22 protein-coding genes are annotated in these 23,833 nt (G+C 61.3%); 9 read left to right on the top strand and 13 right to left on the bottom strand.

Translation table 11 applies throughout. The features are described 5' to 3' along the window. The 7 genes from BM160_RS21000 to flgL form a co-directional block, all read left to right on the top strand. A partial coding sequence (locus tag BM160_RS21000) for a methyl-accepting chemotaxis protein (protein ID WP_255369032.1) occupies window positions 1-258 on the top strand: 258 nt, incomplete at its 5' end. A gap of 141 nt (window positions 259-399) precedes the next feature. Next, entirely contained in the window at window positions 400-921 is a 522-nt protein-coding gene (locus tag BM160_RS20995) for a chemotaxis protein CheW (protein ID WP_369821815.1), read from the top strand. Between the two features lie 54 nt (window positions 922-975). Beyond that, a complete protein-coding gene (locus BM160_RS20990) occupies window positions 976-2,688 on the top strand; it encodes a methyl-accepting chemotaxis protein (protein WP_092008106.1) in 1,713 nt (570 codons plus the stop codon). Window positions 2,689-2,817: 129 nt separating this feature from the next. Next, window positions 2,818-4,509 carry a methyl-accepting chemotaxis protein gene (locus tag BM160_RS20985; RefSeq protein WP_092008105.1) on the top strand — a complete coding sequence of 564 codons (1,692 nt, stop codon included), beginning with the start codon at window positions 2,818-2,820 and terminating at the stop codon, window positions 4,507-4,509. A gap of 146 nt (window positions 4,510-4,655) precedes the next feature. Further along, entirely contained in the window at window positions 4,656-6,347 is a 1,692-nt protein-coding gene (locus BM160_RS20980) for a methyl-accepting chemotaxis protein (protein WP_092008104.1), read from the top strand. Between the two features lie 168 nt (window positions 6,348-6,515). Then, complete coding sequence (gene flgK, locus BM160_RS20975) at window positions 6,516-8,516, top strand: flagellar hook-associated protein FlgK (protein WP_092008103.1); 2,001 nt, start codon at window positions 6,516-6,518, stop codon at window positions 8,514-8,516. A 19-nt stretch (window positions 8,517-8,535) separates the two neighbouring features. Next, the gene (gene flgL, locus BM160_RS20970; protein ID WP_092008113.1) at window positions 8,536-9,756 is read left to right on the top strand and encodes a flagellar hook-associated protein FlgL; all 1,221 of its coding nucleotides are present in this window, start codon (window positions 8,536-8,538) and stop codon (window positions 9,754-9,756) included. 99 nt (window positions 9,757-9,855) lie between these two features. Here the strand turns inward: flgL and fliR are convergent, their stop codons facing one another. From fliR to fliF, 13 genes are all read right to left on the bottom strand, one after another. Continuing rightward, complete coding sequence (gene fliR, locus BM160_RS20965; RefSeq protein ID WP_092008112.1) at window positions 9,856-10,641, bottom strand: flagellar biosynthetic protein FliR; 786 nt, start codon at window positions 10,639-10,641, stop codon at window positions 9,856-9,858. Window positions 10,642-10,649: 8 nt separating this feature from the next. Next, window positions 10,650-10,919, bottom strand: a complete 270-nt coding sequence (gene fliQ, locus BM160_RS20960; protein WP_092008102.1) for a flagellar biosynthesis protein FliQ — start codon at window positions 10,917-10,919, stop codon at window positions 10,650-10,652. Between the two features lie 28 nt (window positions 10,920-10,947). After that, window positions 10,948-11,751 (bottom strand): flagellar type III secretion system pore protein FliP, encoded by an 804-nt coding sequence (gene fliP, locus BM160_RS20955; protein WP_369821814.1) that lies wholly within the window; start codon window positions 11,749-11,751, stop codon window positions 10,948-10,950. Then, window positions 11,751-12,227: a flagellar biosynthetic protein FliO gene (gene fliO / locus BM160_RS20950; protein WP_092008101.1), complete on the bottom strand. Its 477-nt coding sequence runs from the start codon at window positions 12,225-12,227 to the stop codon at window positions 11,751-11,753. The genes fliP and fliO overlap by 1 nt, the downstream gene beginning before the upstream one ends. Next, complete coding sequence (gene fliN / locus BM160_RS20945) at window positions 12,224-12,661, bottom strand: flagellar motor switch protein FliN (protein WP_092008100.1); 438 nt, start codon at window positions 12,659-12,661, stop codon at window positions 12,224-12,226. The genes fliO and fliN overlap by 4 nt, the downstream gene beginning before the upstream one ends. Beyond that, window positions 12,654-13,658, bottom strand: coding sequence for a flagellar motor switch protein FliM (gene fliM / locus BM160_RS20940; RefSeq protein WP_092008099.1), 1,005 nt, complete (start codon window positions 13,656-13,658; stop codon window positions 12,654-12,656). Before fliM ends, fliN begins: the two co-directional genes overlap by 8 nt. A gap of 22 nt (window positions 13,659-13,680) precedes the next feature. Continuing rightward, window positions 13,681-14,151 (bottom strand): flagellar basal body-associated protein FliL, encoded by a 471-nt coding sequence (gene fliL, locus BM160_RS20935; RefSeq protein WP_092008098.1) that lies wholly within the window; start codon window positions 14,149-14,151, stop codon window positions 13,681-13,683. A gap of 130 nt (window positions 14,152-14,281) precedes the next feature. After that, window positions 14,282-15,610 carry a flagellar hook-length control protein FliK gene (locus BM160_RS20930; protein ID WP_218156640.1) on the bottom strand — a complete coding sequence of 443 codons (1,329 nt, stop codon included), beginning with the start codon at window positions 15,608-15,610 and terminating at the stop codon, window positions 14,282-14,284. A gap of 26 nt (window positions 15,611-15,636) precedes the next feature. Further along, window positions 15,637-16,092 (bottom strand): flagellar export protein FliJ, encoded by a 456-nt coding sequence (gene fliJ / locus BM160_RS20925; protein WP_092008097.1) that lies wholly within the window; start codon window positions 16,090-16,092, stop codon window positions 15,637-15,639. A gap of 30 nt (window positions 16,093-16,122) precedes the next feature. After that, window positions 16,123-17,613 carry a flagellar protein export ATPase FliI gene (gene fliI, locus BM160_RS20920; protein WP_369821813.1) on the bottom strand — a complete coding sequence of 497 codons (1,491 nt, stop codon included), beginning with the start codon at window positions 17,611-17,613 and terminating at the stop codon, window positions 16,123-16,125. After that, window positions 17,534-18,289 carry a flagellar assembly protein FliH gene (gene fliH / locus BM160_RS20915; protein ID WP_255369028.1) on the bottom strand — a complete coding sequence of 252 codons (756 nt, stop codon included), beginning with the start codon at window positions 18,287-18,289 and terminating at the stop codon, window positions 17,534-17,536. Before fliH ends, fliI begins: the two co-directional genes overlap by 80 nt. Beyond that, window positions 18,282-19,277, bottom strand: coding sequence for a flagellar motor switch protein FliG (fliG, locus tag BM160_RS20910; protein ID WP_092008095.1), 996 nt, complete (start codon window positions 19,275-19,277; stop codon window positions 18,282-18,284). Before fliG ends, fliH begins: the two co-directional genes overlap by 8 nt. After that, the gene (fliF, locus tag BM160_RS20905) at window positions 19,274-20,929 is read right to left on the bottom strand and encodes a flagellar basal-body MS-ring/collar protein FliF (protein WP_092008094.1); all 1,656 of its coding nucleotides are present in this window, start codon (window positions 20,927-20,929) and stop codon (window positions 19,274-19,276) included. Before fliF ends, fliG begins: the two co-directional genes overlap by 4 nt. 312 nt (window positions 20,930-21,241) lie before the next feature. Between fliF and fliE the strand changes: the two genes are divergently transcribed. Together fliE and BM160_RS20895 are read left to right on the top strand one after the other, a co-directional pair. Then, on the top strand, window positions 21,242-21,559 hold the full coding sequence (gene fliE, locus BM160_RS20900; RefSeq protein WP_092008108.1) for a flagellar hook-basal body complex protein FliE: 318 nt from the start codon (window positions 21,242-21,244) through the stop codon (window positions 21,557-21,559). Window positions 21,560-21,649: 90 nt separating this feature from the next. Then, window positions 21,650-23,833 (top strand): tetratricopeptide repeat protein (locus BM160_RS20895; RefSeq protein ID WP_092008093.1); only part of this gene is annotated, 2,184 nt, incomplete at its 3' end.

The raw sequence follows: 23,833 nt of genomic DNA, 5'->3' as shown, positions 1-23,833 counted from the left end.
CAGGTGGCCGAGGCCGGCAAGACCATGGACGAGATCGTGGACAGCGTCAAACGCGTGACCGACATCATGGCCGAGATCACCGCAGCCAGCCAGGAGCAGACATCGGGTATAGAGCAGATCAACCAGGCCATCACCCAGATGGACCAGGTGACGCAGCAAAACGCGGCCTTGGTGGAAGAGGCTGCGGCGGCCGCGCAATCGCTGCAGGAGCAAGCCAGTGGCCTGTCCCAGGTGGTGAGCGTCTTCAAGCTGGCTTAGCAAGGGCTAACGGGCTTGGCCTAAAGTTTTTTCGTGGCTTTGCCGATAAGCAGATGGACGCGTCTGTCTGCGACTTGGTTTCTCAAATTCTGAGTGTGCACGTGAGCGGGCGTGCCACCCGAATCGTTTAAAGGAGTGCTCATGCACGCGACAACAAGTAATCCCCATTCATCCATGGCCGCAGAGGTGCCAGGAGGTGCTGGCGCCGCCAAGGCGCTGGAGTTTCTGTCCTTCACCTTGGGTCAGGAGGAATATGGCATTGATATCCAGAAGGTGCAGGAGCTGCGTGGCTACGAGGCGGTGACCCGTATTGCCAATGCGCCTGATCACATCAAGGGCGTGGTGAACTTGCGCGGCATCATCGTGCCCATCATAGATATGCGCATCAAGTTCAAGCTGGGAGCGCCCAGCTATGACCAGTTCACGGTCGTGATCATTCTGAACATCGCCAACCGCGTCATGGGCATGGTGGTCGACAGTGTGTCGGATGTGATCACCTTGACACCCGAACAGATCAAGCCAGCCCCCGAGATGGGGGCTGTGCTGGACAGCGAATACCTGATCGGTCTGGGCACGCTCGACGAGCGGATGTTGATTCTGGTCGATCTGGACCGCCTGATGAGCAGCGACGACATGGGTCTAGTCGAAAAAATCGCCGCGTAACAACGCAAACCTGAACCCTGAGTAGCCGTACTTCTTTTTTGGAAAGTTTCGATCATGATACTCAATAACATCAAAGTAGGCAGCCGCCTAGCCTTGGCATTTGGTTTGATTCTGCTCATCACGGCGGTGATCGCCGTCATCGGCGTTTGGCGTTTGCAGGAGCTTGCCGCCACTACCCGCCAGTTGGGCACGGAAGACAACGAAAAACTCAAAATGGCGGTGCAATGGCGTCAGACGATTGATCTGAACTGGATACGCACCCGGGCCGCCGTGCTTGACGCCGATACCAGCCGCATGCCAATGTGGCAGGCTGACATGGACAAAACGTCGGAGATCTCGCTGGCCTCGCGCAAGCGCATCATCGAACTGGTTCAGTCGGAAGAAGGCAAGAAGCTGATTGCCAACATTGATGCCGCGCGTGAAGCCTACCGCTCTCCTCGGGCGGCCTTGCTAAAAAAGAAGCAGGCCGGAGAAGATGTGGCCGCTGCGCTTGAGCGCGACCTCAAGCCCCTTGCGATCGCCTACAGTGAGTCTATTCGTCTGTTGGAGAATCGCCAGCAGGACATATACGACGCCTCACTCACGCGGGCTGAAGAAAATGCGGCCCATGGCCGGATGATACTGATCGTGGGCGCCGTGCTGGCCCTGCTGCTGGGTGCGGCGTCAGCCCTTGTTCTGGGCCGTTCGATCGTCATACCGCTGCGGCAGGCTGCCCGCAATGCTCGTTTTATTGCTGACGGCGATCTCTCCCAGCCTATCGACAGCGTCGGCCGGGATGAGGCTGCCGAACTGCTGCAAGCTTTGAAAAATATGCAGTCCAACCTGGCTGTTCTGGTGGGGAATGTTCGCCAGGGAGCCGACACCATAGCCACCGCCTCAGGCCAGATCGCCGCGGGCAACCAGGATTTGTCGTCCCGCACCGAAGAGCAGGCCAGCTCCCTGGAAGAAACCGCTGCCTCGATGGAAGAGCTGACCTCCACCGTCAAACAAAACGCCGACAACGCGCGCCAGGCGAACCAGCTGGCGGTATCCGCTTCCAGCGTCGCCGTCAAGGGCGGCAGCGTGGTGTCCCAGGTGGTGGGCACCATGGGCGCCATCAACGCCTCCTCGCGCAAAATCGTCGACATTATTGGCGTGATCGACGGCATTGCCTTTCAGACCAACATCCTGGCCCTGAACGCCGCCGTTGAAGCGGCGCGGGCCGGCGAGCAGGGCCGAGGCTTTGCCGTGGTCGCCGCCGAAGTGCGCAACCTAGCGCAAAGAAGTGCTGCCGCGGCCAAGGAAATCAAAACCCTGATCGATGACTCGGTCAGCAAGGTCGAAGAAGGCTCCAGTCAGGTGGCCGAGGCCGGCAAGACCATGGACGAGATCGTGGACAGCGTCAAACGCGTGACCGACATCATGGCCGAGATCACCGCGGCCAGCCAGGAGCAGACCTCTGGCATAGAGCAGATCAACCAGGCCATCACCCAGATGGACCAGGTGACGCAGCAAAACGCCGCCTTGGTGGAAGAGGCTGCCGCCGCAGCAGCCTCGCTGCAGGAGCAGGCCAGCGGCCTGTCCCAGGTGGTGAGCGTGTTCAAGCTCGATGACGCACAGGCGCAGCCCATCCATGTGGCCCAGGCCAGGCGCGCCACTCCCCAGCAGCCGCCCTCGGTCAAGCCAGCGATTGCCGCGCCGCAGCGCAAGCGCGCAGCCAAGGCGGCAGCACCCCGGCAACTGGCTGCCGCCACCCCTGCTGGGGCCGGCGCCTGGGAAGAGTTTTAAGGGCCTGCGTATTGAAGTTAACGGAATAAAACTAATCAAAAAAAGAGGGCGGCTGAAATCGGTGCCCACCACCAAAGAGAGACAAGACTGAATGCTTTTTAAAAAGAGATTCAGTTGAAAAGGAAAATTATGAAATTCTTCGACGCACTAAAACTTTCAACCAAACTGCTGCTTAGTTTCTTGGTGGTAGCGGCAATAGGTGCGGCGGTCGGGGCACTTGGCATTTTTCATATGGGGCGCATCAGTGCGGCCACCGAAAGCCTCTATAGCCAAGAATTGCGTTCATTGAAGGCGATCCAGGAAGCCAATATTCAGCTGGTCTATGCCAGCCGGGCCCAGATGAGTTCGCTTTCCGCCTCAACGCGCGGCGAGCGCGACCTTAGCTCTAAAACGGTGAAAGCCGCGATGGCCGACCTGGAGACTCGGATGGCAGAAGTCAAATCCGTGTTTAAGGAAAGTGCAGAAGGGCAAAAGCTTTATCAACGCTATGAGGGTTTGTTGCCCCCGTTGAAACAAAAAATGAGCGATTTCTTGGTGCTGATTGCCAAGCAACCACTGGACGCTTCTCAATTTGACGATAGAGTGAACCAGGAAAGTACGCAGTTGCTGAAAGAGTCCCGTGCGCTTGAGGAAGTGTTGGAGCAGATGGTTGCGCACAGTGACAAAATGGCAAAGACCAGCATGGAAAACGCTGCCGAAACGTATAAGACTTCACGCTTGTTGATGATGGTGATGGCTTTGGTCGGCATCGTGGTCAGCATCGGTTTGGGCGTTGTGGTGGCCCGTCTTTTGGAGCGTCAGTTGGGTGGTGAGCCCGCTTATGCCACCCAGGTTGTCAGCCGCATTGCTGCGGGCGATCTGTCGGTCGACGTGCAGGTTCGCTCTACCGATAAGGACAGCTTGCTGTTTTCCATCAAGGCCATGCGCGACAGCTTGGTGAAGATCGTCGGCGAAGTACGCCAGGGCACAGACACTATAGCCACGGCCTCCAGCCAGATCGCCGCCGGCAACCAGGATTTGTCCTCGCGCACAGAAGAGCAGGCCAGTTCGCTGGAAGAAACCGCTGCGTCCATGGAGGAGCTGACCTCCACCGTCAAACAAAACGCCGACAACGCCAGACAGGCGAATCAGTTGGCTGTTTCCGCTTCCAGCGTCGCCGTGCGCGGCGGTAGCGTGGTGTCCCAGGTGGTGGGCACCATGGGCTCCATCAACGCGTCCTCGCGCAAGATTGTCGACATCATCGGTGTCATCGATGGCATTGCTTTCCAGACCAACATCCTGGCCTTGAATGCCGCCGTGGAAGCGGCGCGGGCCGGTGAGCAGGGCCGAGGCTTTGCCGTGGTCGCAGCAGAGGTGCGCAACCTGGCGCAAAGAAGTGCTGCCGCGGCCAAGGAAATCAAGGTCTTGATCGACGACTCCGTGGAAAAAGTCGAAGCCGGTGGTAAACAAGTCAGTGAAGCCGGCAAGACCATGGACGAGATCGTGGACAGCGTCAAACGCGTGACCGACATCATGGCCGAGATCACCGCGGCCAGCCAGGAGCAGACCTCGGGCATAGAGCAGGTCAACCAGGCCATCACCCAGATGGACCAGGTGACGCAGCAAAACGCCGCGCTGGTGGAAGAAGCCGCCGCCGCAGCAGCATCGCTGCAGGAACAAGCAAGCGGCCTGTCTCAGGTGGTGAGCGTGTTCAAGCTGGGCCAGGAGCCCCTGGACTACAGCAGTATCCACCGGGACAGCCCGACCAGGCGTGCCGCGCCCCAGCAGCCGCCCTCGGCCAAGCCGGCGATTGCCGCGCCGCAGCGCAAGCTGGCCGCTTAGCGTTCACCGTCGTCCCGGCCAACTTGCAGTCGCAGACCTGGCCCTTGTGGGCCAGGGCGTTTGATGACGTCATGGCTGCTCCTTCATCCATTGTTGAGTCAGTTGCTGTGTAAGTCATATCAAGAATAGAAACCACGAGACAAAACATGAGCATCAAAAATTTCAAAATTGGAATTCGTCTGGGCGCAGGTTTCGCGCTGGTGCTTTTTCTTATGGCGACGATTGCAGGGATAGGAGTGTGGCGGCTTCAGGAGGTTGGAGAGGCCACCGAAACGATGGCCAAGCAAGCGCTGGTCAAGGAGCGGCTGGCGGCCGAGTGGTTGTTGGGAACCAGTGCCAATAGTGTGAGGACATTTGCCCTGGTTAAAAGTGATGACCCTGAGGATCAAGCGTACTTTCAGAAAGAGATATCAAAAACCAGCGCCAGTATTTCCGAAAATTCGAAAAAACTGTTCGACATGATTCAATCTTCTGAGGAAAAGAAGTTGTATGAGGATGGTGTAGCCAGGCGTAGCGCGTACATCGGTGTGCGCACGGAAATCCTGAAGCTCAAGGAACAAGGCCAGAACGAGCAGGCCGCACAGTTAACCCGCGAAAAATTGCTTCCGGCACTGGGCGACTATGACGAAAGCATCAGGGCGATGGCATCGCACCAGAAGGCCAATATCGACCAGACGACTGCGGCAATCGATGCGCTGTATCGCTCGGGCCGGCTCAACCTGATTGAACTGGCTATCGTCGCCTTGGTGTTGGGGTGCCTGCTGGCGCGGTGTTTGAGCATAGGCATCACCCGCCCCCTGACTCAGGCACTCAAGCTGGCGGAAACGGTGGCAGGCGGCGACCTGAGCAGCCACATTGAAGTCACCAGCCGCGACGAAACCGGCCAGCTGATGCAGGCCTTGAAAGACATGAACGCCAGCCTGGCCAAGGTGGTGGGTGAAGTGCGCCAGGGCACGGACACCATAGCCATCGCCTCAGGCCAGATCGCCGCCGGCAACCAGGATTTGTCCTCGCGCACCGAAGAGCAGGCCAGTTCGCTGGAGGAGACCGCTGCCTCCATGGAAGAGCTGACCTCCACGGTCAAACAAAATGCCGACAACGCGCGCCAGGCGAACCAGCTGGCGGTGTCCGCCTCCAGTGTCGCCGTCAAAGGCGGCAGCGTGGTGTCCCAGGTGGTGGGCACCATGGGCTCCATCAATGCGTCCTCGCGCAAGATCGTCGACATCATCGGCGTGATTGACGGCATCGCCTTTCAGACCAACATCCTGGCCTTGAACGCCGCCGTGGAAGCGGCGCGGGCCGGTGAGCAGGGCCGCGGTTTTGCCGTGGTCGCTGCCGAAGTGCGCAGCCTGGCGCAGCGCTCCGCTGCAGCGGCCAAGGAAATCAAGACCCTGATAGACGACTCGGTCAGCAAGGTCGAAGAAGGCTCCAGTCAGGTGGCCGAGGCCGGCAAGACCATGGACGAGATCGTGGACAGCGTCAAACGCGTGACCGACATCATGGCAGAGATCACCGCCGCCAGCCAGGAGCAGACCTCGGGCATAGAGCAGATCAACCAGGCGATTACCCAGATGGACCAGGTGACGCAGCAAAACGCCGCCTTGGTGGAAGAGGCTGCCGCCGCAGCAGCCTCGCTGCAGGAGCAGGCCAGCGGCCTGTCCCAGGTGGTGAGCGTCTTCACGCTCGATGGCGCGCAGGCGCAGCCAATCCATGTGGTCCAGGCCAGGCGCGCTATGCCGGCCAAGGCTGCCAAACCCGGCGCGGCCCCGCGGCAACCGCCGGCGTTCAAGCCGGCGATTGCCGCACCGGCCGCCGCTGGGGACTGGGAAACGTTTTAAGTTTCTAGCCCTGAGCCTGATGTGGGCAGGGCGAGTTAGAGGTTTGCAGATGAAGGCGGCTTGCAAATAAGCCGGGTATTTACCCTCAAGTTTTTGCTGCGGCTGTCGTTATCTAACAAGAGGCTTGTCAAAAGCCGTTTGCGAATTTTGCTTTAGAGGATAGGGTTTATGTCAAACAACATGTTTTATGTCGGGCTGAGTGGCTTGAATGCCGCGCAGGCGGCCCTGGTCACCACTGGCCACAATTCGGCAAACGTCAACACCATTGGCTACAACCGCCAGACGGCGCAGATCAATTCCGCCGGTGGCACTTACCGTCCCAGCATCGGTTTCTTCGGCAATGGCGCCAAGGTCACCGACGTCACCCGTAACTACGACCAATACCTGTCGTCTCAGCTCAATCAGGCGCAGTCCCAGAATCAGTCGCTGTCCACCTACTACACGCAGATCAGCCAGATTGACAACCTGCTGGCCAATCAGACTGCTGGCCTGGCGCCCAAGATGCAGACGCTGTTCACCCATGTGCAGGCGCTCGCCAATACCCCGGCTGATCCGTCGGCCCGGCAGCAATTGATCAGTTCCAGCCAGGCCCTGGCCAACCAGTTCCGGTCCATGGACCAATACCTGAACGGCGTCAGCAGCAGCCTCAACGATCAGGTGGCCGGCAGCGTCGATCAGATCAACACCTATGCGGAGCAGATCGCCAGCTTGAACAAGCAGGTGGCGATGTTCAGCGGCGTGGGTGGGGGGCAGGCTCCCAATGACTTGCTCGATCAGCGCGACCAGCTGGTGAACGAGCTGGGCAAGCTTGTGGGTACCAAGCTGGTGGTGCAAGATGGCGGCCAGTACAACGTTTTCATTGGCAATGGTCAAACCCTGGTGCTGGGCGACAAGGCTAGCAAGCTGGCTGCCGTCAGCTCTTCCAGCGACCCCAGCAGAACCACCATCGCCGTGGTCAATGCGGCCGGCAAGGCGGTGGAGTTGCAGGAAAGCCAGATCACAGGTGGCTCGCTGGGCGGCCTGCTGCAATTTCGCAATGAGACGCTGACGGCAGCGCAGAACTCGCTGGGCCGGATTGCCATTGCCATGGCCGATAACTTCAATGCCCAGCACAAGCTAGGCATAGACCTGAACGGTGCGCTGGGCGAAGACTTTTTCTCCCAGGCCAGCCCAGGGGTGATTTCAAACAGCAAAAATACCGGTGGCCTGACTCTGACGGCAGAGTTTTCGGATATTGGTCAATTGACCACCAGCGACTACCGGCTGGATGTCAGCGCAGGCCCGACCTATACCGTGACCCGTCTGTCGGACAACACCGTCGTGACGCCTGACGCTACCGGGAGCTATGACGGCGTCAAGCTCAATTTCAATGGCGCAGGCGCGGCGGGCGACTCCTTCTTGATTCAACCGACCCGAACCGGCGCGCGCGACCTGACGGTGCTGGTGACGGACCCTGCCAAGTTGGCGGCGGCATCGCCCATCATCACCGGCAACGCGGCCGCCAATCAGGGCAGTGGCGCCATCAGCGCCGGCGCTGTCGATGCGAACTACCTGACCTCGCCTCTGGGCGGCCAGGTGACCCTGAGCTACGACAGCGTCAACAAGAGCTTTTCCGGCTTTCCAAGCGTTCCCGTCGGATCGGCGGTGACGGTGACGCAGGCCGACGGCACGGCGACGACCTACAACCCGGGCGTCGCCGGAAGCTATGACACGATTCCGCCCACTGGGCCGTTTGCCGGCGTGCCTTATACGGCCGGCGCCAAGATGAGCTTTGATGGCGTCACCATTGAGGTCAGCGGCAAGCCCGCCAATGGCGACACTTTCACCATAGGGAAAAATACCAGCGGCGTGTCCGACGGCAGCAATGCCTTGCTGCTGGGTGGCTTGCAAAGCAAGAAAACCATGGGTGGTGGCACGGCCAGCTTCAGCGACGCCTATGGGCAACTGGTCAGCAGCATTGGCAACAAGACCCGGCAGGTCGAAATTGCCAACAAGGCCCAGACCAGCCTGACCATGCAAATCAGCACGGCCCAGCAGTCGGTCTCGGGTGTCAACCAGGACGAAGAAACCGCCAACTTGCTGATGTTTCAGCAGATGTACCAGGCCAATGCCAAGGTGATACAGACCGCTTCAACGATGTTTGATGCCGTTCTCGGCATCAGCCGCTAAGCCCAATCAGGAGTTAATGATGCGTATCAGCACCCAATCTTTTTACCAGCAAAGCCAGAGCGCCATGGGCTCGCTGCAGAGCAATCTGCTGCGTACGCAGCAGCAAATTGGCGCCATGACCAAGATTCTGACGCCCTCGGACGACCCGCTGGGCGCCACCCGTGCCCTGACCATCTCTCAATCGCTGGCGCTCGGCGAGCAGTACAAGGCCAGCCGCGCCAGCGCCACGCAGACCCTGTCGCTGGAAGACAATGCCTTGAGCAGCGTCGTCACGGTCTTGCAAAACATCAAGGGCTTGCTGGTGGATGCCGGCAACGGCACCTTGTCCGATGCCGATCGCTCGACCATTGCCACCGCCTTGCAAGGCAATTTTGAACAGTTGCAGGGTTTGGCCAATACCGATGACGGCAACGGCCAGTTTCTGTTCGCCGGTTTCAAGAGCGGCAGTCCGCCCTTTGTGCGGGATGCAAACGGCAGTGTTTCCTATGTCGGCGACCAGGGCCAGCGCCTGATGCAAGTGGACGTGTCCCGTCAGATGGCCGGCACCGACGACGGTCGCAGCATTTTCCAGACGGTGCAAGGCGGCGCGGGCTATGTCAGCTCCTCGCCGGTGACCAATAGCGGCAGCGCCGTGTTCGGCGCGACCTCGGTGGTCGACGTGACGGATCCTAACTACGGTCAGGATTTTGTGATCACTTTCGCAACCCCCCCCACCACTTATCAAGTCAGCACGACGGCCACGCCCCCGGTGGCCATAGGGCCCGCCACGGCCTTCACGGCGGGCAGCCCGATCACCTTTGGTGGTTTGCAGCTCACCATCACGGGCACGCCTGCCGCGGGAGACAGCATCAATGTCGCGACGGCCAAAAATGCCGGTACCGACGTTTTCGGCGCCATCAACGATGTCATCGCGGCGCTGAAAACACCTGCCAGCAATGGTGGGCCGGAAGCCCAGGCCAAGGTCTTGAATGCCTTGAGCATGGCCAACCGGAAAATTACCAATGCACACGACAACGTCCTGACGGTGCGTGCATCGGTGGGTTCGCGCCTGCAGGAGCTGGACGGACTGGCGGTAACGGGCGATAGCCGCGCGCTTTCCGACAAAAGCTATCTGTCCGACCTGCAAGATCTGGACTACGCCACCGCGATCGCCGATTTCTACCAGCGCCAGACGGCCTTGCAGGCCAGCCAGCAAATCTTTGTCAGGATTCAGCAGATCTCGCTGAACAACTATCTGTAGTTGTTGATGGCGCAATATGCTATTGATTAAGTAGCGTATTGCGCATATCCAGAAAGGGCTGGAGGGCTAAATTCCTTGTTTTTTGATCGTCCCCGGCGTTCAGGGGCGCAGGCCGCGCAGCACGGTATCGATGGACAGAAAACCCTCGGCAAACTGCGGCCCCAGAAAAGGCGCCATGTATTGCATCAGCACCTGCAGCATGGCCAGGCCCGCCAACAGCGTGATGGGAAAACCCACGGCAAAGATGCTGAACTGGGGTGATACCCGGTTCAAAATGCCCATGGCCAGGTTGAGCGTCAGCAAGGTGGCAATCAGCGGCAGCGCCAGCATCAGCCCGCCGGTGAAAATCTGACTGCCCGCCGACACCAGCAAGAACCAGCCGCTGGCGGCCAGCGGCGCATCCGCAATCGGCAGGCTGTGAAAGCTCTCGGCCAGCGTGCCGATCAGCAGCAGGTGTCCGTCGATGGCCAGAAAGATCAGCATGGCGATCACGTTCAGCAGGCGCGCCAGCACCATGGTGTTGCCGCCACTGGTGGGGTCGAAAAAAGAGGCGAATGACAAGCCCATTTGCAGGCCCGCATATTCGCCCGCGGCCTGCACCATGGCAAACACCATGCGCATCGAAAACCCCATCACCGTACCAATGAGGATTTGTTGAATCAGGATCCAGATGCCGGCGGCGGACACCGGCGCCGCCGACGGCATGGGTCCCAGGGTGGGCGCTATGGCGATGGTCAGCAAGACCGCCAAACCGACTTTGGCGCTGCGTGGCACGGCGCCTTCGCTAAAGATGGGCGCCGTGCTGACGAGCGCCAGCATGCGCACAAAGGGCCAAAGAAAGGCCAGCAGCCAGACGCTTAGCTGTTCCGAGCTGACGGAGAAAATCGGCGAAGTCACCCTATCAGCTGCGGAATGGACGCGAACAGGGTGCGCATGTAATCCAGCACCAGGCCCAGCATCCACGGCCCGGCAATCACCAGCGTGGCGAACACCGCCAGCAGCTTGGGGATGAAGGACAAGGTCATTTCATTGATCTGGGTCGCGGCCTGGAACAGGCTGATCAACAAACCGGTGACCAACGCCACCAGCAGCAGCGGAGCGCCCAGAAGCAAGGAAAGCTTCATGGCCTCGTAGCCCATGGCCATGACTGATTCAGGCGTCATCTTTGAGGTCCTTCTTGTGCTGGCCGGCTCAGGTGTAAAAACTCTGCGCCAGCGCGCCTATCAGCAGTTGCCAGCCGTCCACCAGCACGAAGAGCATGAGTTTGAAGGGCAGTGAAATGGTGGCGGGCGGCACCATCATCATGCCCATGGACATCAGCACGCTGGCCACCACCAGGTCGATGATGAGAAAGGGAATGAAGATGGTGAAGCCGATCTGAAACGCGGTTTTCAACTCGCTGATGACAAAGGCCGGCAGCAAAATCCGCAGGCTGACCTGCTCCGGCCCGTCCATGGCCGGTGCGTTGGCCAGCTTGGCAAACAGGGCCAGGTCGGCTTCCCGGGTCTGCTTCAGCATGAATTTCTTGAAGGGCTCGATGCCGCGCTCCAGCGCCTGCTCGGCGCTGATCTTGTCTTCTGAAAAGGGCTTGTAAGCCTCGCTATGCACCTTGTCGAACACCGGCGACATGACGAAAAAGGTCAGAAACAGCGACAGCCCTACCAGCACCTGATTCGGCGGGGCCGACTGCGTGCCTATGGCCGTGCGCAGCAGGCCCAGCACGATGAGGATGCGCGTGAAGCTGGTCATGGAAAGCAGCATGGCCGGCAAAAACGACAACGAGGTCAGCAGCATCAGCATCTGCACGCTGAGCGACCAGGTCTGGCCGCCGCCTGGGCTCTTGCTGCTGGTAATGCCCGGCAGGCCCTGGGCCGACACCGCTGTCGGCAGTAGCAGCAAAGCGAGCAGCAGCCCGGTCAGCACAACAAGCCACAGCGCATGGCGTGGGCGCAGCGCCTGCAAAGTAGCGCGCCAAGGCAAGGGCATCACTCCCATCAGGTCGACTTTCCGGGCTGGTTCAGCTGCCTGATCGACTCCAGCAGTTTCTGCGAAAAAGTCCCGGTGACCGACATGGCCTGCGCCGTCGGCGTTTGAGCTTCTGGCAGTGCTTCGGCCGGCATGGTGTGCAGTGCGCGGACCTGGCCCGCAGCAACACCCAGCACCAGCCAGCTGTCGCCTATCTCTACCACCACCACACGCTCGCGCTGGCCCACCATGACACTGGACACGACCTTCAGCAGGCGACCCTTGCCGGCTTGTTGCAGGCCAAAGCGCCTGGCCGCCCAGGCGCACAGAAAAATCAGCGCCAGCACCAGTGCCAGGCCAAAGCCGGCCTGCAGCAGACCGGCCGCGCCGAAGGAGCGAACCGGCTCGGCGGCGCTGGCCGGCACGGTGGGCAAGACCGCACTGGCCGAAAGGCTGATGCCGGCCAGCAGCCAGGCCGCCAGCTTGGGACTACCCGGACGGCTCATCGGTTCAGTTTCTGGATGCGTTCTGAGGGCGTGATGATGTCGGTCAGGCGGATGCCGAATTTTTCATTCACCACCACCACTTCGCCCTGAGCGATGAGGTAGCCGTTGATGAAGACATCCATGGGCTCGCCTGCCAGGCCGTCCAGTTCCACCACCGAACCCTGGGACAGCTGGAGCAGGTTTTTGATGGTGATACGGGTGCGGCCCAGCTCGGCCGTCAGCTGTACCGGAATATCCAGCACCCGGTCGATATCACCCTTGGCAATGTCCGGCCCGGTATTGCCCTGCAGCGGCTGAAACACCCGATCGCCCGCAGCGGTGGAGGCGGGCGCCACGGTAGCAGCCGGTTGCGGCGCCGCCGCCTGCTCGGCCAGCGCACTGCCCCAATCGTCAAGCGCTGCTGCCGCCGGATCCTCTTTGTTGCCTTCACTCATGTTCGCTTCCCTTGCTTGAATCACTGTCTTGGTGGTTGATCATCTTCTGTACCCGCAGGGCATAGCGGTTGTTGGAGGTGCCGTAGCCGCACTCCATGACCGGCACGCCATTGACTTTGGCAACAATCGTTTCCGGAATTTCGACCGGCAGCACATCGCCTACCTGGAGCTTGAGCAATTGACCAATGCTGGACTGCACGGTCAAAAACTGCGCCCGGAGTTCAACATCGGCGCTTTGCACCTGCTTCGCCAGCTGTTTGACCCAGCGCTTGTCGACGGCAATCTCGTCCTGCAAGGGGTTGGACAGCAGATCCCGGATGGGCTCAATCATCGAGTACGGAATACACACGTTCAAGGCCCCGCCTATCGGGCCGAACTCGATCTGGAAGGTGGTGTTAATGACCACTTCGTTGGGGGACACGATGTTGGCCAGCCGGGCATGCATTTCCGAGCGCACAAACTCGAAATCGAGCGGGTAGACCGGCTGCCAGGCGCTGCCGTAGCTGTCCAGCGTCAGGCTCAGCAGGCGCTTGATGATGCGTTGCTCGGTTTGCGTGAAGTCGCGCCCTTCGACCCGGACGTGGTAGCGGCCGTCGCTGCCAAACAGGTTGTCGACCACCAGAAACACCAGCTTGGGATCGAACACAAACAAGGCCGTGCCGCGCAGCGGCTTCATTTGCATCAGGTTGATGTTGGCCGGGACCGGCAAGTTTCTGACGTAGTCGCCGTACTTCTGGATTTGCACCGCGCCGACCGAAATGTCAGCGCTACGGCGCATGAAGGTCAGCAGCGCACTGCGCAGATGCCTGGCAAAGCGCTCGTTGATGACTTCCAGCGTATGCATGCGGCTACGCACGATACGCTCGTCAGTGCCGAGGTTGTAGCTGGGCGGCCCATCAGAGCGGGGCGGTGGTGCGCTAGGCGCATCGGTGTCACCGGTGACACCCTGCAGCAACGCATCTACTTCGTCCTGAGATAGCTGCTGTTCATAGGCCATTGGCAAACTTCATTGGACGTATTTACTGCAGCATGAAAGTGGTGAAAACCACGCTGGATACCTTTTGCGCGGGCTGGCTTGGTGTCAGCGGCTGGTTCAGCGAGGTCATGATTTCGGTGGCCAGCTGGGCTTTGTCATCGGGGGTGATCAGCGACTCGGATTCGCGATTGGAGAGCACCGTCAGGACCCGGCTGCGCACTTCCGGCAAATACTGTGTGATCTGGCTCTGTGAATTGGTGTCTGCGACCTTCAGGGTCACGCCGGCGTGCAGAAAACGGTTCCGGCCATTGGGCTGCAGGTTGACCGTCAAGGGCTCAAGGGCGATAAAAATGGGTTCTTCCGGCTTCACCGCCGCTGGCGTGTCGCTGCGATTGCTGCCCAGGTAGTAGGCGCCGGCGGCCGCTCCCGTGACGCAAAGCGCTACCAGCGCGAGCACCAGGGCGCTGAGTTTGCGGGTCTTGGGGGGGTTCACTGAGGAGGTGCTTGTGGCCATGGCTTTGCTGCGTGAGTTTGAAAAAGGATTGTTTGCCAAAAGACATTGCGCTCATGGCTCGATAAAACGGGGGAAAACGCGTCAACTCCGGCATTTGCCGGAGCGCCTTCACAGGCGCGGCGTTTGTCGCTCAGGCGTAGGTGTCAACGCCTAGCCTGTGGCTGGGGCGGGCCGCCTCGGCCAGCTGCCTGGCGGGCAGGGCGGCGGCGGTGTCCGCCAGGTGGTCGCCACGGTAAGGCCTGGCGCCGGGCTGGCCGCTCTGGCCATTGGAGAACGCCGTTTGTTGCTGTTGCTGCTGGCTTTCTGCGCCTACTGAGGTATGGCCCAGGCTGATGCCGCTTTCTGCCAGGGCGTTGCGCAGTTGCGGCAGTGCCGCCTCTACCGCCGCCCGAACCGAGGCGTGCGATGAGACGAACATGGCCTGCATCTGGTGCTCGTTCATGCTCAGCGTGACCTTTAGAGGCCCCAATCCAGGTGGATTGAGCTGGAGTTCCGCCGCCTGACTGCCGGCATGGCCCATGTTGATCACCTGCTGGCCAAGTGCCTTGCCCCATTCGCTGCTGCCGACTTCAGGACTGATGGCAACGGTGTTGAGCGGGCTGGGAGGCGGGGCGGCAAGCGTCGACCCGGCAGCTTGCTGCACGACAGTGAGCTGCGGGGTGGCGAGGGCGGCGTTGAGGTTGAAACCGGCTTCGGCCGTGGGCTGCTTGCCGCTGGCCGGCAGGGCAGCGAGCTCCACCATGGGCGCTGTGCTGCTGCTGGCGGGTTTGGCGGGCACCTGTTCGGCGCGCTCATCCACCCGCTGGCCTAGCTGATGGGCTTCTTTGTCATCACCCGGCGAAAGCTGGGCGGATAGTCCGGCATCCGGGGCGGCGCTCTGGCCGGCCACTTTTTCGAGTGTCAACGCAATGCCCGGGCTTTCATCCAGCGGTGTCAGTGGTGCTTGTCCGGACGCCTGGGTCAGGGTTTTTGGGCTGGCAGCGGCCAGGGTCGATACCAGCGCGGCCTGTGTGCCGGTGTCCGGACTCATGGCTATGTCTGCCAGGGCTGCCTCGGGCGCGGCGCCGCCGTCGGCTGGCAGTGTCGTCAGCGCTGTCGGGGCCACTCCGGCCACGCCTGGCAGTGCGCTGTCGGCGCTGGCGCGATCGGAGCTGGCGCCAGCGGAGCCGGCGCTGGGCGAGAGCTTGACGAGGCGATGCTCCAGCGGCGCAAGGGACAGGGCCATGGCATTGATCAGTGCATCGGGGTCGGCTTTTTCAGGGCTGGCCGGACGCCGTGCCGGCGTGGCCGCCGTCGCCTTGTCAGTGGGTTTTTCGGTGGCCGGCTCCAGCGAACGGGACAAAACTTCGCTGAAACTGCCTGATTCGTTTTGTGCTTGTTCGTCGCGAGCGGCGCTGGCATTGGGCGTGGGCTGACCGGACAGAATCGGCGCGGTGGTGGACTGAAGCATTAAAGACATGAGTTTCTCGGGTAATTCTGGGGGCTTTAGTCGGCCAGGCTGGCTGAGCGCAGGTAGAACTGGCGGGCCGAGCGTTCGTCGTTGTCCCGCTGTTCCTTTTTGTTGCTGATCAATATTTCCTGCTGGCGCACCCGGCTTGCCAGGGTGTCGTAGGAGTTGAGGCGCCGCTTGTTGTGCTGCCAGTCGCTGCGTCCATGGTCCAGCCGCTTATCTGCCTGCTGGGTCAGGGCGCGTTGCTGTTCAATCGCGCCATTCAGCGTGCCAATGAAATGCTGGAAATTGCGCAAACGTGCGGCCGGCACGCCCTCGTTCATTTGCCGCTGCAGCTGATCAAGGTATTCCTGCCGGTACTGCAGCAGCATGTCGAGCTTGCTGGCGGCGCTGGTGTGCGCACTTTGCAATTGGCCGAGTCGGCGGGTGGCGTCGTCGGTTTTGCTCTGGGCCAGCTCAATCAGTGTGGCAAGGGGCAGCTTGTTGCTCATGGCGTGGTCTCCGGGAGGGGCGTGAGGCGCTTAGCCGGCACGCAGCAAGCCCTGCAATTGGCTGCTTGCGGTCAGGTAGTCGGTGCGCTCATGCATGGTTTGCTGCAAAAAGGCTTCAATTTTTGGATACAGCGCAATCGCCTGATCCAGCTTGGCGTCGTGGCCGGGGGCGTAGGCGCCCACACTGATCAGGTCGCGGTTGCGCTGGTAGCGCGACAGCATCTGCTTGACGCCCCGAACCGCGTCGGCCTGCGCCGGGTCTATCAGCTCCGTCATCACCCGGCTGATGGACGCTTCGATGTCAATCGCCGGATAGTGGCCGGATTCGGCCAGGCTGCGCGACAGCACCACATGGCCGTCCAAAATAGCGCGTGCCGAATCGGCAATCGGATCTTGCTGGTCGTCGCCTTCGGTCAGTACCGTGTAAAAAGCCGTGATAGAGCCACCTTGGCCGCCGGCATCCTGGGCCCCGTTGCCGGCGCGCTCCACCAGCGCCGGGAGCTTGGCAAAGACCGATGGCGGGTAGCCCTTGGTGGCGGGCGGCTCGCCTACTGCCAGGGCAATTTCACGCTGGGCCATGGCGTAGCGTGTCAATGAGTCCATGATCAGCAAGACGCTTTTGCCCTGGTCGCGGAAATACTCCGCCAGACAAGTGGCATAAGCCGCACCCTGCAGTCTTAATAGCGGTGAGGTGTCGGCCGGCGCCGCCACCAGCACGGCTCTGGCCATGCCCTCCTGGCCTAGCGTGTTTTCAATGAAATCCTTGACTTCGCGGCCACGCTCGCCAATCAGGCCGACCACGATCACGTCGGCGCTGGTGTAACGGGCCATCATGCCGAGCAGCACGCTCTTGCCGACGCCAGAACCGGCGAACAAGCCCATGCGCTGGCCGCGCCCTACCGTCAGCATGGCGTTGATGGCGCGCACGCCTACATCCAGAACCTCCTTGATGGGCGCGCGGGTCAGCGGGTTGATGGGCGTGGTGGTCAGCGGCACTTCCCGCTCGAAATCCAGTGGCCCCAGGCCGTCCAGCGGCCGTCCAGCGGCATCGACCACCCGGCCCAACATGCCTGCGCCAACCGGCAGGCGCTTGGTTCTCGCGCCGGCGCCATGGCTGCTGCCGGCCGGTGACTCTAGGGCGTAAACGCGTGCGCCCGGTAGCAGGCCGTCGACGGCGCTCAGTGGCATCAGGAGGATGCGGTCGCCGGAGAAGCCAACAACCTCTGCTTCTGCGGTTTTCTGGGCATAGCCGGGCGGCAGCTCAATCAGGCAGTCGCTGCCCACCGGCAGGCGCAGCCCGACCGCTTCGAGCACCAGCCCGACGGCGCGGGTCAGCCGCCCATAAGTGCGCACCGGAACGCCCCGGCCCACGGCGCTGCGGGCTTCGCCCAGAGCGCTGTGCCAGGCTTGCAGGTGCGGATTGTCGACCGCATCTGGCTTCTCAGTCATGGCTGGCGCCGACCGGAGGGGTGCGTGCCAGCGTGGCGGCGACCCGCTCCCAGCGGGTTTCCAGGGTCGCATCGCGCTCACCACTGTTGGCCAGCACGCGGCAGCCGCCGCGCTGAATCTGCGCGTCAGCGCGTATCCGCCAGCCTGCGTCTTGCAGCGCGTCCGACAGATGTTCGTTCACCAGCACCGCATCGTCAGGGTGCAGCAAGAGCTGAGGTGTGCCAGACAGCGCCGGCTCGGCCTGCAGCAACTCATGCACCACCGTCAATATGGCTTGCGGATCGATTGTCAATGCCTGTCTCAGCACCTGGTGCGCGATGTCCAGCGCCAAGGCCAGCAAGTCGTCGGCAACCTGGCGCTCGGCCAGTCGCAGCGCATTGGGCCAAGCTTGCGTCAGCGCTTCCAATTGAGCGGCTTGCGCATGCACTGCTGACAGGGCAGCGGCATGGCCCTCGGCCTGGCCGCGCGCGTAACCCAGTGCATGGCCGGCGGCTTCGCCGGCCTGTTGCGCCTGCAGCCGCAAGCGGGCCAGTTCGGCCTCGTCGATCAGCAAGACCGGTTCGAAAGGCTCCATCATGGGCTCGGACGCCGTGCTGGCTTCATCGTTGGCGGACAGCGACTCGTCGGCAAAAGAGCTCATTTCCCAGCGTTGCCAGGCGCTCATGGGCTCTTTTTTTTCAGCCACCTTGCGCGTCGGCAAAGACCTGTCGGCCAGGGGCGTGCGTGCGATGACGGGGCGGCTATACATAGGAGTCGTCGCCTTGTCCGGTCAGCACAATCTCGCCGCTATCGGCCAGGCGGCGCACGATCTGCAGAATGTTCTTCTGCTCGGCCTCGACTTGCGAGACGCGCACCGGGCCACGCATTTCGATATCTTCGCGGAGCATTTCTGCGGCACGCTGAGACATGTTTTTCAGGAACTTGTCGCGCAATTCCTGTGGCGCGCCCTTGAGCGCAATGATCAGCGACTCCGAGTCCACTTCCTTGAGCAGCAACTGAATGCCGCGGTCCTCGATTTCGAGAAGATTCTCGAACAGGAACATTTCGTCGATCATCTTCTGCGCCAGCAACTCGTCGTGCGTGCGCACATGCTTGATGACGCTTTCTTCCTGCGCGCTGCTCATCAGGTTGACGATTTCGGCCGCCGCCCGTATGCCGCCCAGTCGGCTGCGCTTGACGCCTTCGCCCGACAGCATATCGGTCAGCACTTCGGTCAGCTCTTTCAGCGCTGCCGGCTGCACGCCGCCAAAGGTGGCCACCCGCAGCACCGCGTCGTGGCGTACCCGCTCGGGCAGCTGTTCCAGCACCGCCGCGGCCTTGGCCCTGTCCAGGTGAACCAGCAGCGTGGCAATGATCTGCGGATGCTCGTCGCGGATCAGTTCGACCACCTCGGTCGCCTCCAACTGGTTCAGCCGCTCTATACCGTTGGCCGATTCGTTGGACTGGAGAATGTTGTCCAGCAAGTCGGCGGCGCGGTTGTTGCCCAGCGCCTTGTTCAGCACGGCGCGCAAATAGCTGCCGGCGTCCAGGTGCAGGGCCGAGTATTGCTCGGTCTCCAGGCGGAACTCTTCCAGCACCTGGTCGACTTCGTCGCGCCTGACTTGCGACAGCGCGGCCATGGCCTCGCTCATGGTTTCGACTTCGGTTTGCGACAGATGCTGCAGCACGCTGCCGGCACCCTCTTCTCCAAGCGACATCAACAGGATGGCGCTTTTCCTTAGGCCTGCATCCATCATTTTTCACCCATCCAGTGCTTGATCAACATCGCCACCATACGTGGATCCTTGACTGCGGTTTCCTGCGCATACTGGATGTTGTCCAGATGACGCTGGGCTTGCCGCTCCTGCGCTTGCGGCTGGTCTTGCTGGGCGCTGTCGTCGGGCTGCGCTGCCTTCTCGTCGGCAGCCACCGGGGCCTGGGCGGCTGGGGGTTGCAGATGCTTGCGCAGCAAGGGCCGCAGCACGGCAAACCACAGCCACAGGGCCAGCATGGCCAGCAGCAGGTACTTGCCCACGGATTTGGCGAGTTCTATGTTTTCAGGCTGTTTCCACAAAGGCAACACCATCACGTCGTTGTTGTTGTCGCTGGCAAACGGGCTGTTCACCACGTTGAGAGAGTCGCCGCGCTCGCTGCTGTAGCCCATAGCTTCTTTCACCAGGTTGTTCACTTGCTCCAGCTCGGCCGCCGACAGGGCTTGCGTCAGCCGCTTGCCCTGGGCATTGACGCTGCTGCGGTAATTCACCACCACCGCTGCCGACAGGCGCTTGACGCCACCGGCGCCCTGCTGCACATGGCGGATGGATCTATCCAGCTCGTAGTTGGTGGTGCCATCCTTGCGCGCCGTGCCAGGGGCTCCGGCGGGGAGCGTGCCAGGGCTTGGGGCCGAGGCCGGATTGACGATGGGGGCCACCGGGTTGACCGGAGGCTGGTTGCTCAACGCGCCCGGTACGCCGCCTGGCGGCACCGCGCCTTGCTGTAGCGACTCGCTGGATTGATGGCTGCGAATCGCCGCGCTGCCCGGCTCCTGGTTGGGCCGGTATTTTTCGTCGGTGTTTTCAACCACGGAAAAGTCAATTTCCGCCGCCACCTGTGCATGCACATTGGCAGCCCCGACGATGGGCTGCAAGATGGCTTCGATGCGGCGGATATAGCCCTGCTCTATCTCTTGCGTGTACTTCAACTGGCTCACATCCAGGCCGCGTGCGCCAGCGTTGGCCGCAGAAAGCAGGTTGCCCGCCTGATCCACCACCGTGATGCTTTTGGCGGACAGCTCGGGCACGCTGCTGGAGATCAGGTGCGCAATCGCGCTGATCTGGCCTTCGTCAATGCTGCGGCCGCGATGCAGCGTCAGAACCACCGAGGCGCTGGGTTTTTTCTGCTCGCGTACAAACAGCGAAGGCTTGGGCAGGGCCAGGTGCACCCGCGCCGACTCCACCGCCGCAATGGAATTGATGGAGCGCGCCAGTTCACCTTCCAGCGCGCGCTGGTAGTTGACCTGCTCGGCAAACTGGCTGGTGCCGAATTTCTGGTTGTCCATCAGCTCGAAGCCGGCCGTGCCGCCCTTGGGCAGGCCTTGAGACGCCAGCCGCAAGCGTGCTTCCGGCACCTTGCTGGCCGCCACCAGCAAGGCGCCGCCGCCTTCGGCGAACTTGTAGGGAATGTTCATCTGCTGCAGCGAGGCAATGATGGCGCCGCCGTCGCGGTCCGACAAATTGCTGTAGAGCACGCCGTAATCAGGCGCACGGCTCCACAACCACATCGCTGCCACGGCCGCCACGGCGGCCGAGGCGCCAATCATCAGGGGCAGGCGTGGGTTGGCGCGTAACTGGTCCAGAAAAGGCAGGTTTTTACGCGGTGCGGCGTCAGCGCCCAGAGTGGCGGAACTCATGCGCTCGCCTGACTGGCGCCGCAGCGCGCGGGGCCGGGGCGACTAGGGCGTGGCGAAATGACTGAAACGACTGATGGCATACGGCACTGAGTAAAGAGGACGGAGAGGAGGGCGCTGGTCTGGCTGATGGGGCTGAAACGGCCACGCTCAGCCCGGCCTTGTTGTGAATGATTGTCAGAGCGCGGCGCCGCGATTGATCGACTGAATAACCGGCGCTTTTGCCGTCTTTTGGCGCGATGCGTCGCCGGGCTGACTGATACGCTTCAAGCCCTCGATCAACAATGGGCGCTTGTGCGGCCCAAGGAAAACACCATGGCGATTTCGTCTATTGAATCCGTGCTGCAGCAAATGCGCGCGCTGGCCCCAACCTTTGACCGTTCCGCCACGGTTGGCGGCGAAGTGGCTGCCGGCGGCTTTGCCGGCGAACTGAAGAAATCACTCAATCGCATCAGCGACATGCAAAACCAGGCCTCCGGACAGGCCGAGGCGTTTGAACTCGGCAAGCCTGGCGTGGCCCTGAACGACGTGATGATTGACCTGCAGAAGGCCAACATCGGTTTCCAGACCGGCCTGCAGGTGCGCAACAAGGTGGTGCAGGCCTACCAGGAAATCATGAATATGCCGGCCTGATTTTTACTGCGATTCGCTGTGCCCTTGGGCTTTTTGCGTTTCTCGGAGTGGCCATGTTGAATTGTTGTTTTTGAAATTGATTTCTCCGCTATGACCGTTTCCGTATCCCTGCAGCAAGCTGACGTTCCGGTCTTGGAGCAAGCCTGGAAGGCGCAGGAGCAATCTCTCGCGCAGGCCCTGAAGTTGGCGGTGAATCACCACCAGTGCGGCCAAGTCGAAGAGGCTGAAAGTCTTTATCGCACGATTCTTGACGCCCAGCCGGGGCACCCGCAGGCGAACTACCATTTGGGTCTGCTGGCGGTACAGGTGAACCAGGCGGCTGCCGGTTTGCCGCACCTGGCCGCTGCGTTGGAAGCCAAGCCGGAGCAGCAGCCATACTGGCTGAGCTATATCGACGCGCTGATACAGGCGGGCCAGATGGAAACAGCGCAGCAGGTGTTGGAGTTGGGGCGCCAGCACGGATTACAGGGCGACGACGTGGAAGCGCTGGCGGGGCGTTTGGACGAAGGCACACCGATGTCAGTGCAATCCAATGCGCTGCCGCAGCGTGTTGTTGTGGCACCTGAACCGACAGCTCTGCAAAGCGGTAAAAAGCCAGCGCTAGCAAAAGCTGTTTCGGCCGCAAAACCGATCCGGCAAGCGGCACCGCACGGCGGCGGTAGAAAAACACCAGGCACCAAAGAAATCAATGCATTGGTGATGTTGTACGGCAAAGGGCGGCTCACGGAAGCCGAAGTGCTGGCCCGATCATTCACGACGCGCTTTCCCGGCTACGGATTTGGCTGGAAAGTGTTGGGAGTCGTGCTCCTTCTGCAAGGGCGGGATGGGGAAGCACTGGCTCCTACGCAAAAAACAGTGGAGTTGTTGCCGCAGGATGCCGAGGCGCATAGCAACCTTGGAGCACTTCTACGCGATCAAGGCCTACTCGCTGAAGCGGAAGCCAGCCAGCGCCGGGCGCTGAAGATCAAGCCTGATTACGCAGAGGCGCATGGTAACTTGGGCAATGTCCTCAAAGACCTTGGGCGAGCGTTAGAAGCCGAAGCCAGCTATCGCCAGGCACTTAAGATCAAGCCGGATTTCGCGGACGCGCATAACAACCTGGGTGTCATCCTCAAAGACCTTGGGCGTCTGTCTGAAGCCGAAGCCAGCTATCGCCGGGCATTGAAGATCAGGCCTGATTTCGCCAGGGCGCATGTCTACTTAGGCGTCGTCCTCGACGGCCTTGGGCGTCAGTCGGAAGCCGAGGTGAGCTATCGCCAGGCGCTGAAGATCAAACCGGATTACGCCGAAGCACATAGCAGCCTGTTGTTCTCCATAAGCCAGAACGAAGCAGTCGATGCTGCGGCGTTGTTTGCCGAGCACTGCCGTTTCGGCGCGCAGTTTGAAGCGCCGTTGCGGGCGCAGTGGCCGCAGCACGGCAATTCACGTGAGCCGGCGCGCTGTTTGCAAGTCGGCTTCGTCTCGGGCGATTTATACAACCACGCGGTGGCCTCTTTTATCGAGCCGGTGCTGGTGCATTTGGCTGCCTATGCCAGCTTGTCGCTGCACGCCTATGCCAACCACCCCACGGACGACAGCGTCACGCAGCGCCTGCGCGGTCATGTGAAGCACTGGCATCCGGTGGTAGGTCTCAGTGACGCCGCGTTGGCGGAAAAAATCCGTGCTGACGGCATCGACATCCTGATCGACCTGTCGGGTCACACATCCAAGCACCGTCTGTTGAGCTTTGTCCGCAAACCGGCGCCGGTGCAGGTCAGCTGGATCGGCTATCCCGGCACCACCGGGCTGAGCAGCATGGATTACTACCTGAGCGACCGATTCATTTTGCCGCCCGGACAATTCGACCATCAGTTCACGGAAAAGCTGGTGTATTTGCCGGCCAATGCGCCGTTCCTGCCGGCCGCCTATGCACCGCTGGTCAATGATCTGCCGGCGCTGAGCCACGGCTATCTGACCTTCGGCAGCTTCAACCGTCCGAGCAAAATCAGCCGTGCCGTGATCGCGCTGTGGTCGCAGCTGCTGCGCGCTTTGCCTGACTCGCGCATGGTGCTGGGGGCGATGCGCGAGGACGATCAATACGACACGCTGACAGCCTGGTTTGCCGAAGAGAGGATTGCTCGTGAGCGGCTTGATTTTCATCCACGTTCGGGCATGCGAAATTATCTGGCGCTGCACCACCAGGTCGATGTCTGCCTGGATACCTTTCCTTATAACGGCGGTACCACCACCTACCATGCGCTGTGGATGGGCGTGCCGACGCTGACCCTGGCCGGG

This window comes from Polaromonas sp. OV174 (assembly GCF_900112285.1).
Taxonomy (GTDB): domain Bacteria; phylum Pseudomonadota; class Gammaproteobacteria; order Burkholderiales; family Burkholderiaceae_C; genus Polaromonas.
This window is presented reverse-complemented; position numbering and strand designations above follow the sequence as displayed.

Excerpts from the sequence above, each read along its gene's own strand:
- BM160_RS20995 (WP_369821815.1), top strand. The coding sequence starts at position 400 with ATGCACGCGACAACAAGTAATCCCCATTCATCCATGGCCGCAGAGGTG.
- BM160_RS20990 (WP_092008106.1), top strand. The coding sequence starts at position 976 with ATGATACTCAATAACATCAAAGTAGGCAGCCGCCTAGCCTTGGCATTT.
- BM160_RS20985 (WP_092008105.1), top strand. The coding sequence starts at position 2,818 with ATGAAATTCTTCGACGCACTAAAACTTTCAACCAAACTGCTGCTTAGT.
- BM160_RS20980 (WP_092008104.1), top strand. The coding sequence starts at position 4,656 with ATGAGCATCAAAAATTTCAAAATTGGAATTCGTCTGGGCGCAGGTTTC.
- flgK (WP_092008103.1), top strand. The coding sequence starts at position 6,516 with ATGTCAAACAACATGTTTTATGTCGGGCTGAGTGGCTTGAATGCCGCG.
- flgL (WP_092008113.1), top strand. The coding sequence starts at position 8,536 with ATGCGTATCAGCACCCAATCTTTTTACCAGCAAAGCCAGAGCGCCATG.
- fliQ (WP_092008102.1), bottom strand. The coding sequence starts at position 10,919 with ATGACGCCTGAATCAGTCATGGCCATGGGCTACGAGGCCATGAAGCTT.
- fliP (WP_369821814.1), bottom strand. The coding sequence starts at position 11,751 with ATGGGAGTGATGCCCTTGCCTTGGCGCGCTACTTTGCAGGCGCTGCGC.
- fliO (WP_092008101.1), bottom strand. The coding sequence starts at position 12,227 with ATGAGCCGTCCGGGTAGTCCCAAGCTGGCGGCCTGGCTGCTGGCCGGC.
- fliN (WP_092008100.1), bottom strand. The coding sequence starts at position 12,661 with ATGAGTGAAGGCAACAAAGAGGATCCGGCGGCAGCAGCGCTTGACGAT.
- fliM (WP_092008099.1), bottom strand. The coding sequence starts at position 13,658 with ATGGCCTATGAACAGCAGCTATCTCAGGACGAAGTAGATGCGTTGCTG.
- fliL (WP_092008098.1), bottom strand. The coding sequence starts at position 14,151 with ATGGCCACAAGCACCTCCTCAGTGAACCCCCCCAAGACCCGCAAACTC.
- BM160_RS20930 (WP_218156640.1), bottom strand. The coding sequence starts at position 15,610 with ATGTCTTTAATGCTTCAGTCCACCACCGCGCCGATTCTGTCCGGTCAG.
- fliJ (WP_092008097.1), bottom strand. The coding sequence starts at position 16,092 with ATGAGCAACAAGCTGCCCCTTGCCACACTGATTGAGCTGGCCCAGAGC.
- fliI (WP_369821813.1), bottom strand. The coding sequence starts at position 17,613 with ATGCGACCCTGGAAACCCGCTGGGAGCGGGTCGCCGCCACGCTGGCAC.
- fliH (WP_255369028.1), bottom strand. The coding sequence starts at position 18,289 with ATGTATAGCCGCCCCGTCATCGCACGCACGCCCCTGGCCGACAGGTCT.
- fliG (WP_092008095.1), bottom strand. The coding sequence starts at position 19,277 with ATGATGGATGCAGGCCTAAGGAAAAGCGCCATCCTGTTGATGTCGCTT.
- fliF (WP_092008094.1), bottom strand. The coding sequence starts at position 20,929 with ATGAGTTCCGCCACTCTGGGCGCTGACGCCGCACCGCGTAAAAACCTG.
- fliE (WP_092008108.1), top strand. The coding sequence starts at position 21,242 with ATGGCGATTTCGTCTATTGAATCCGTGCTGCAGCAAATGCGCGCGCTG.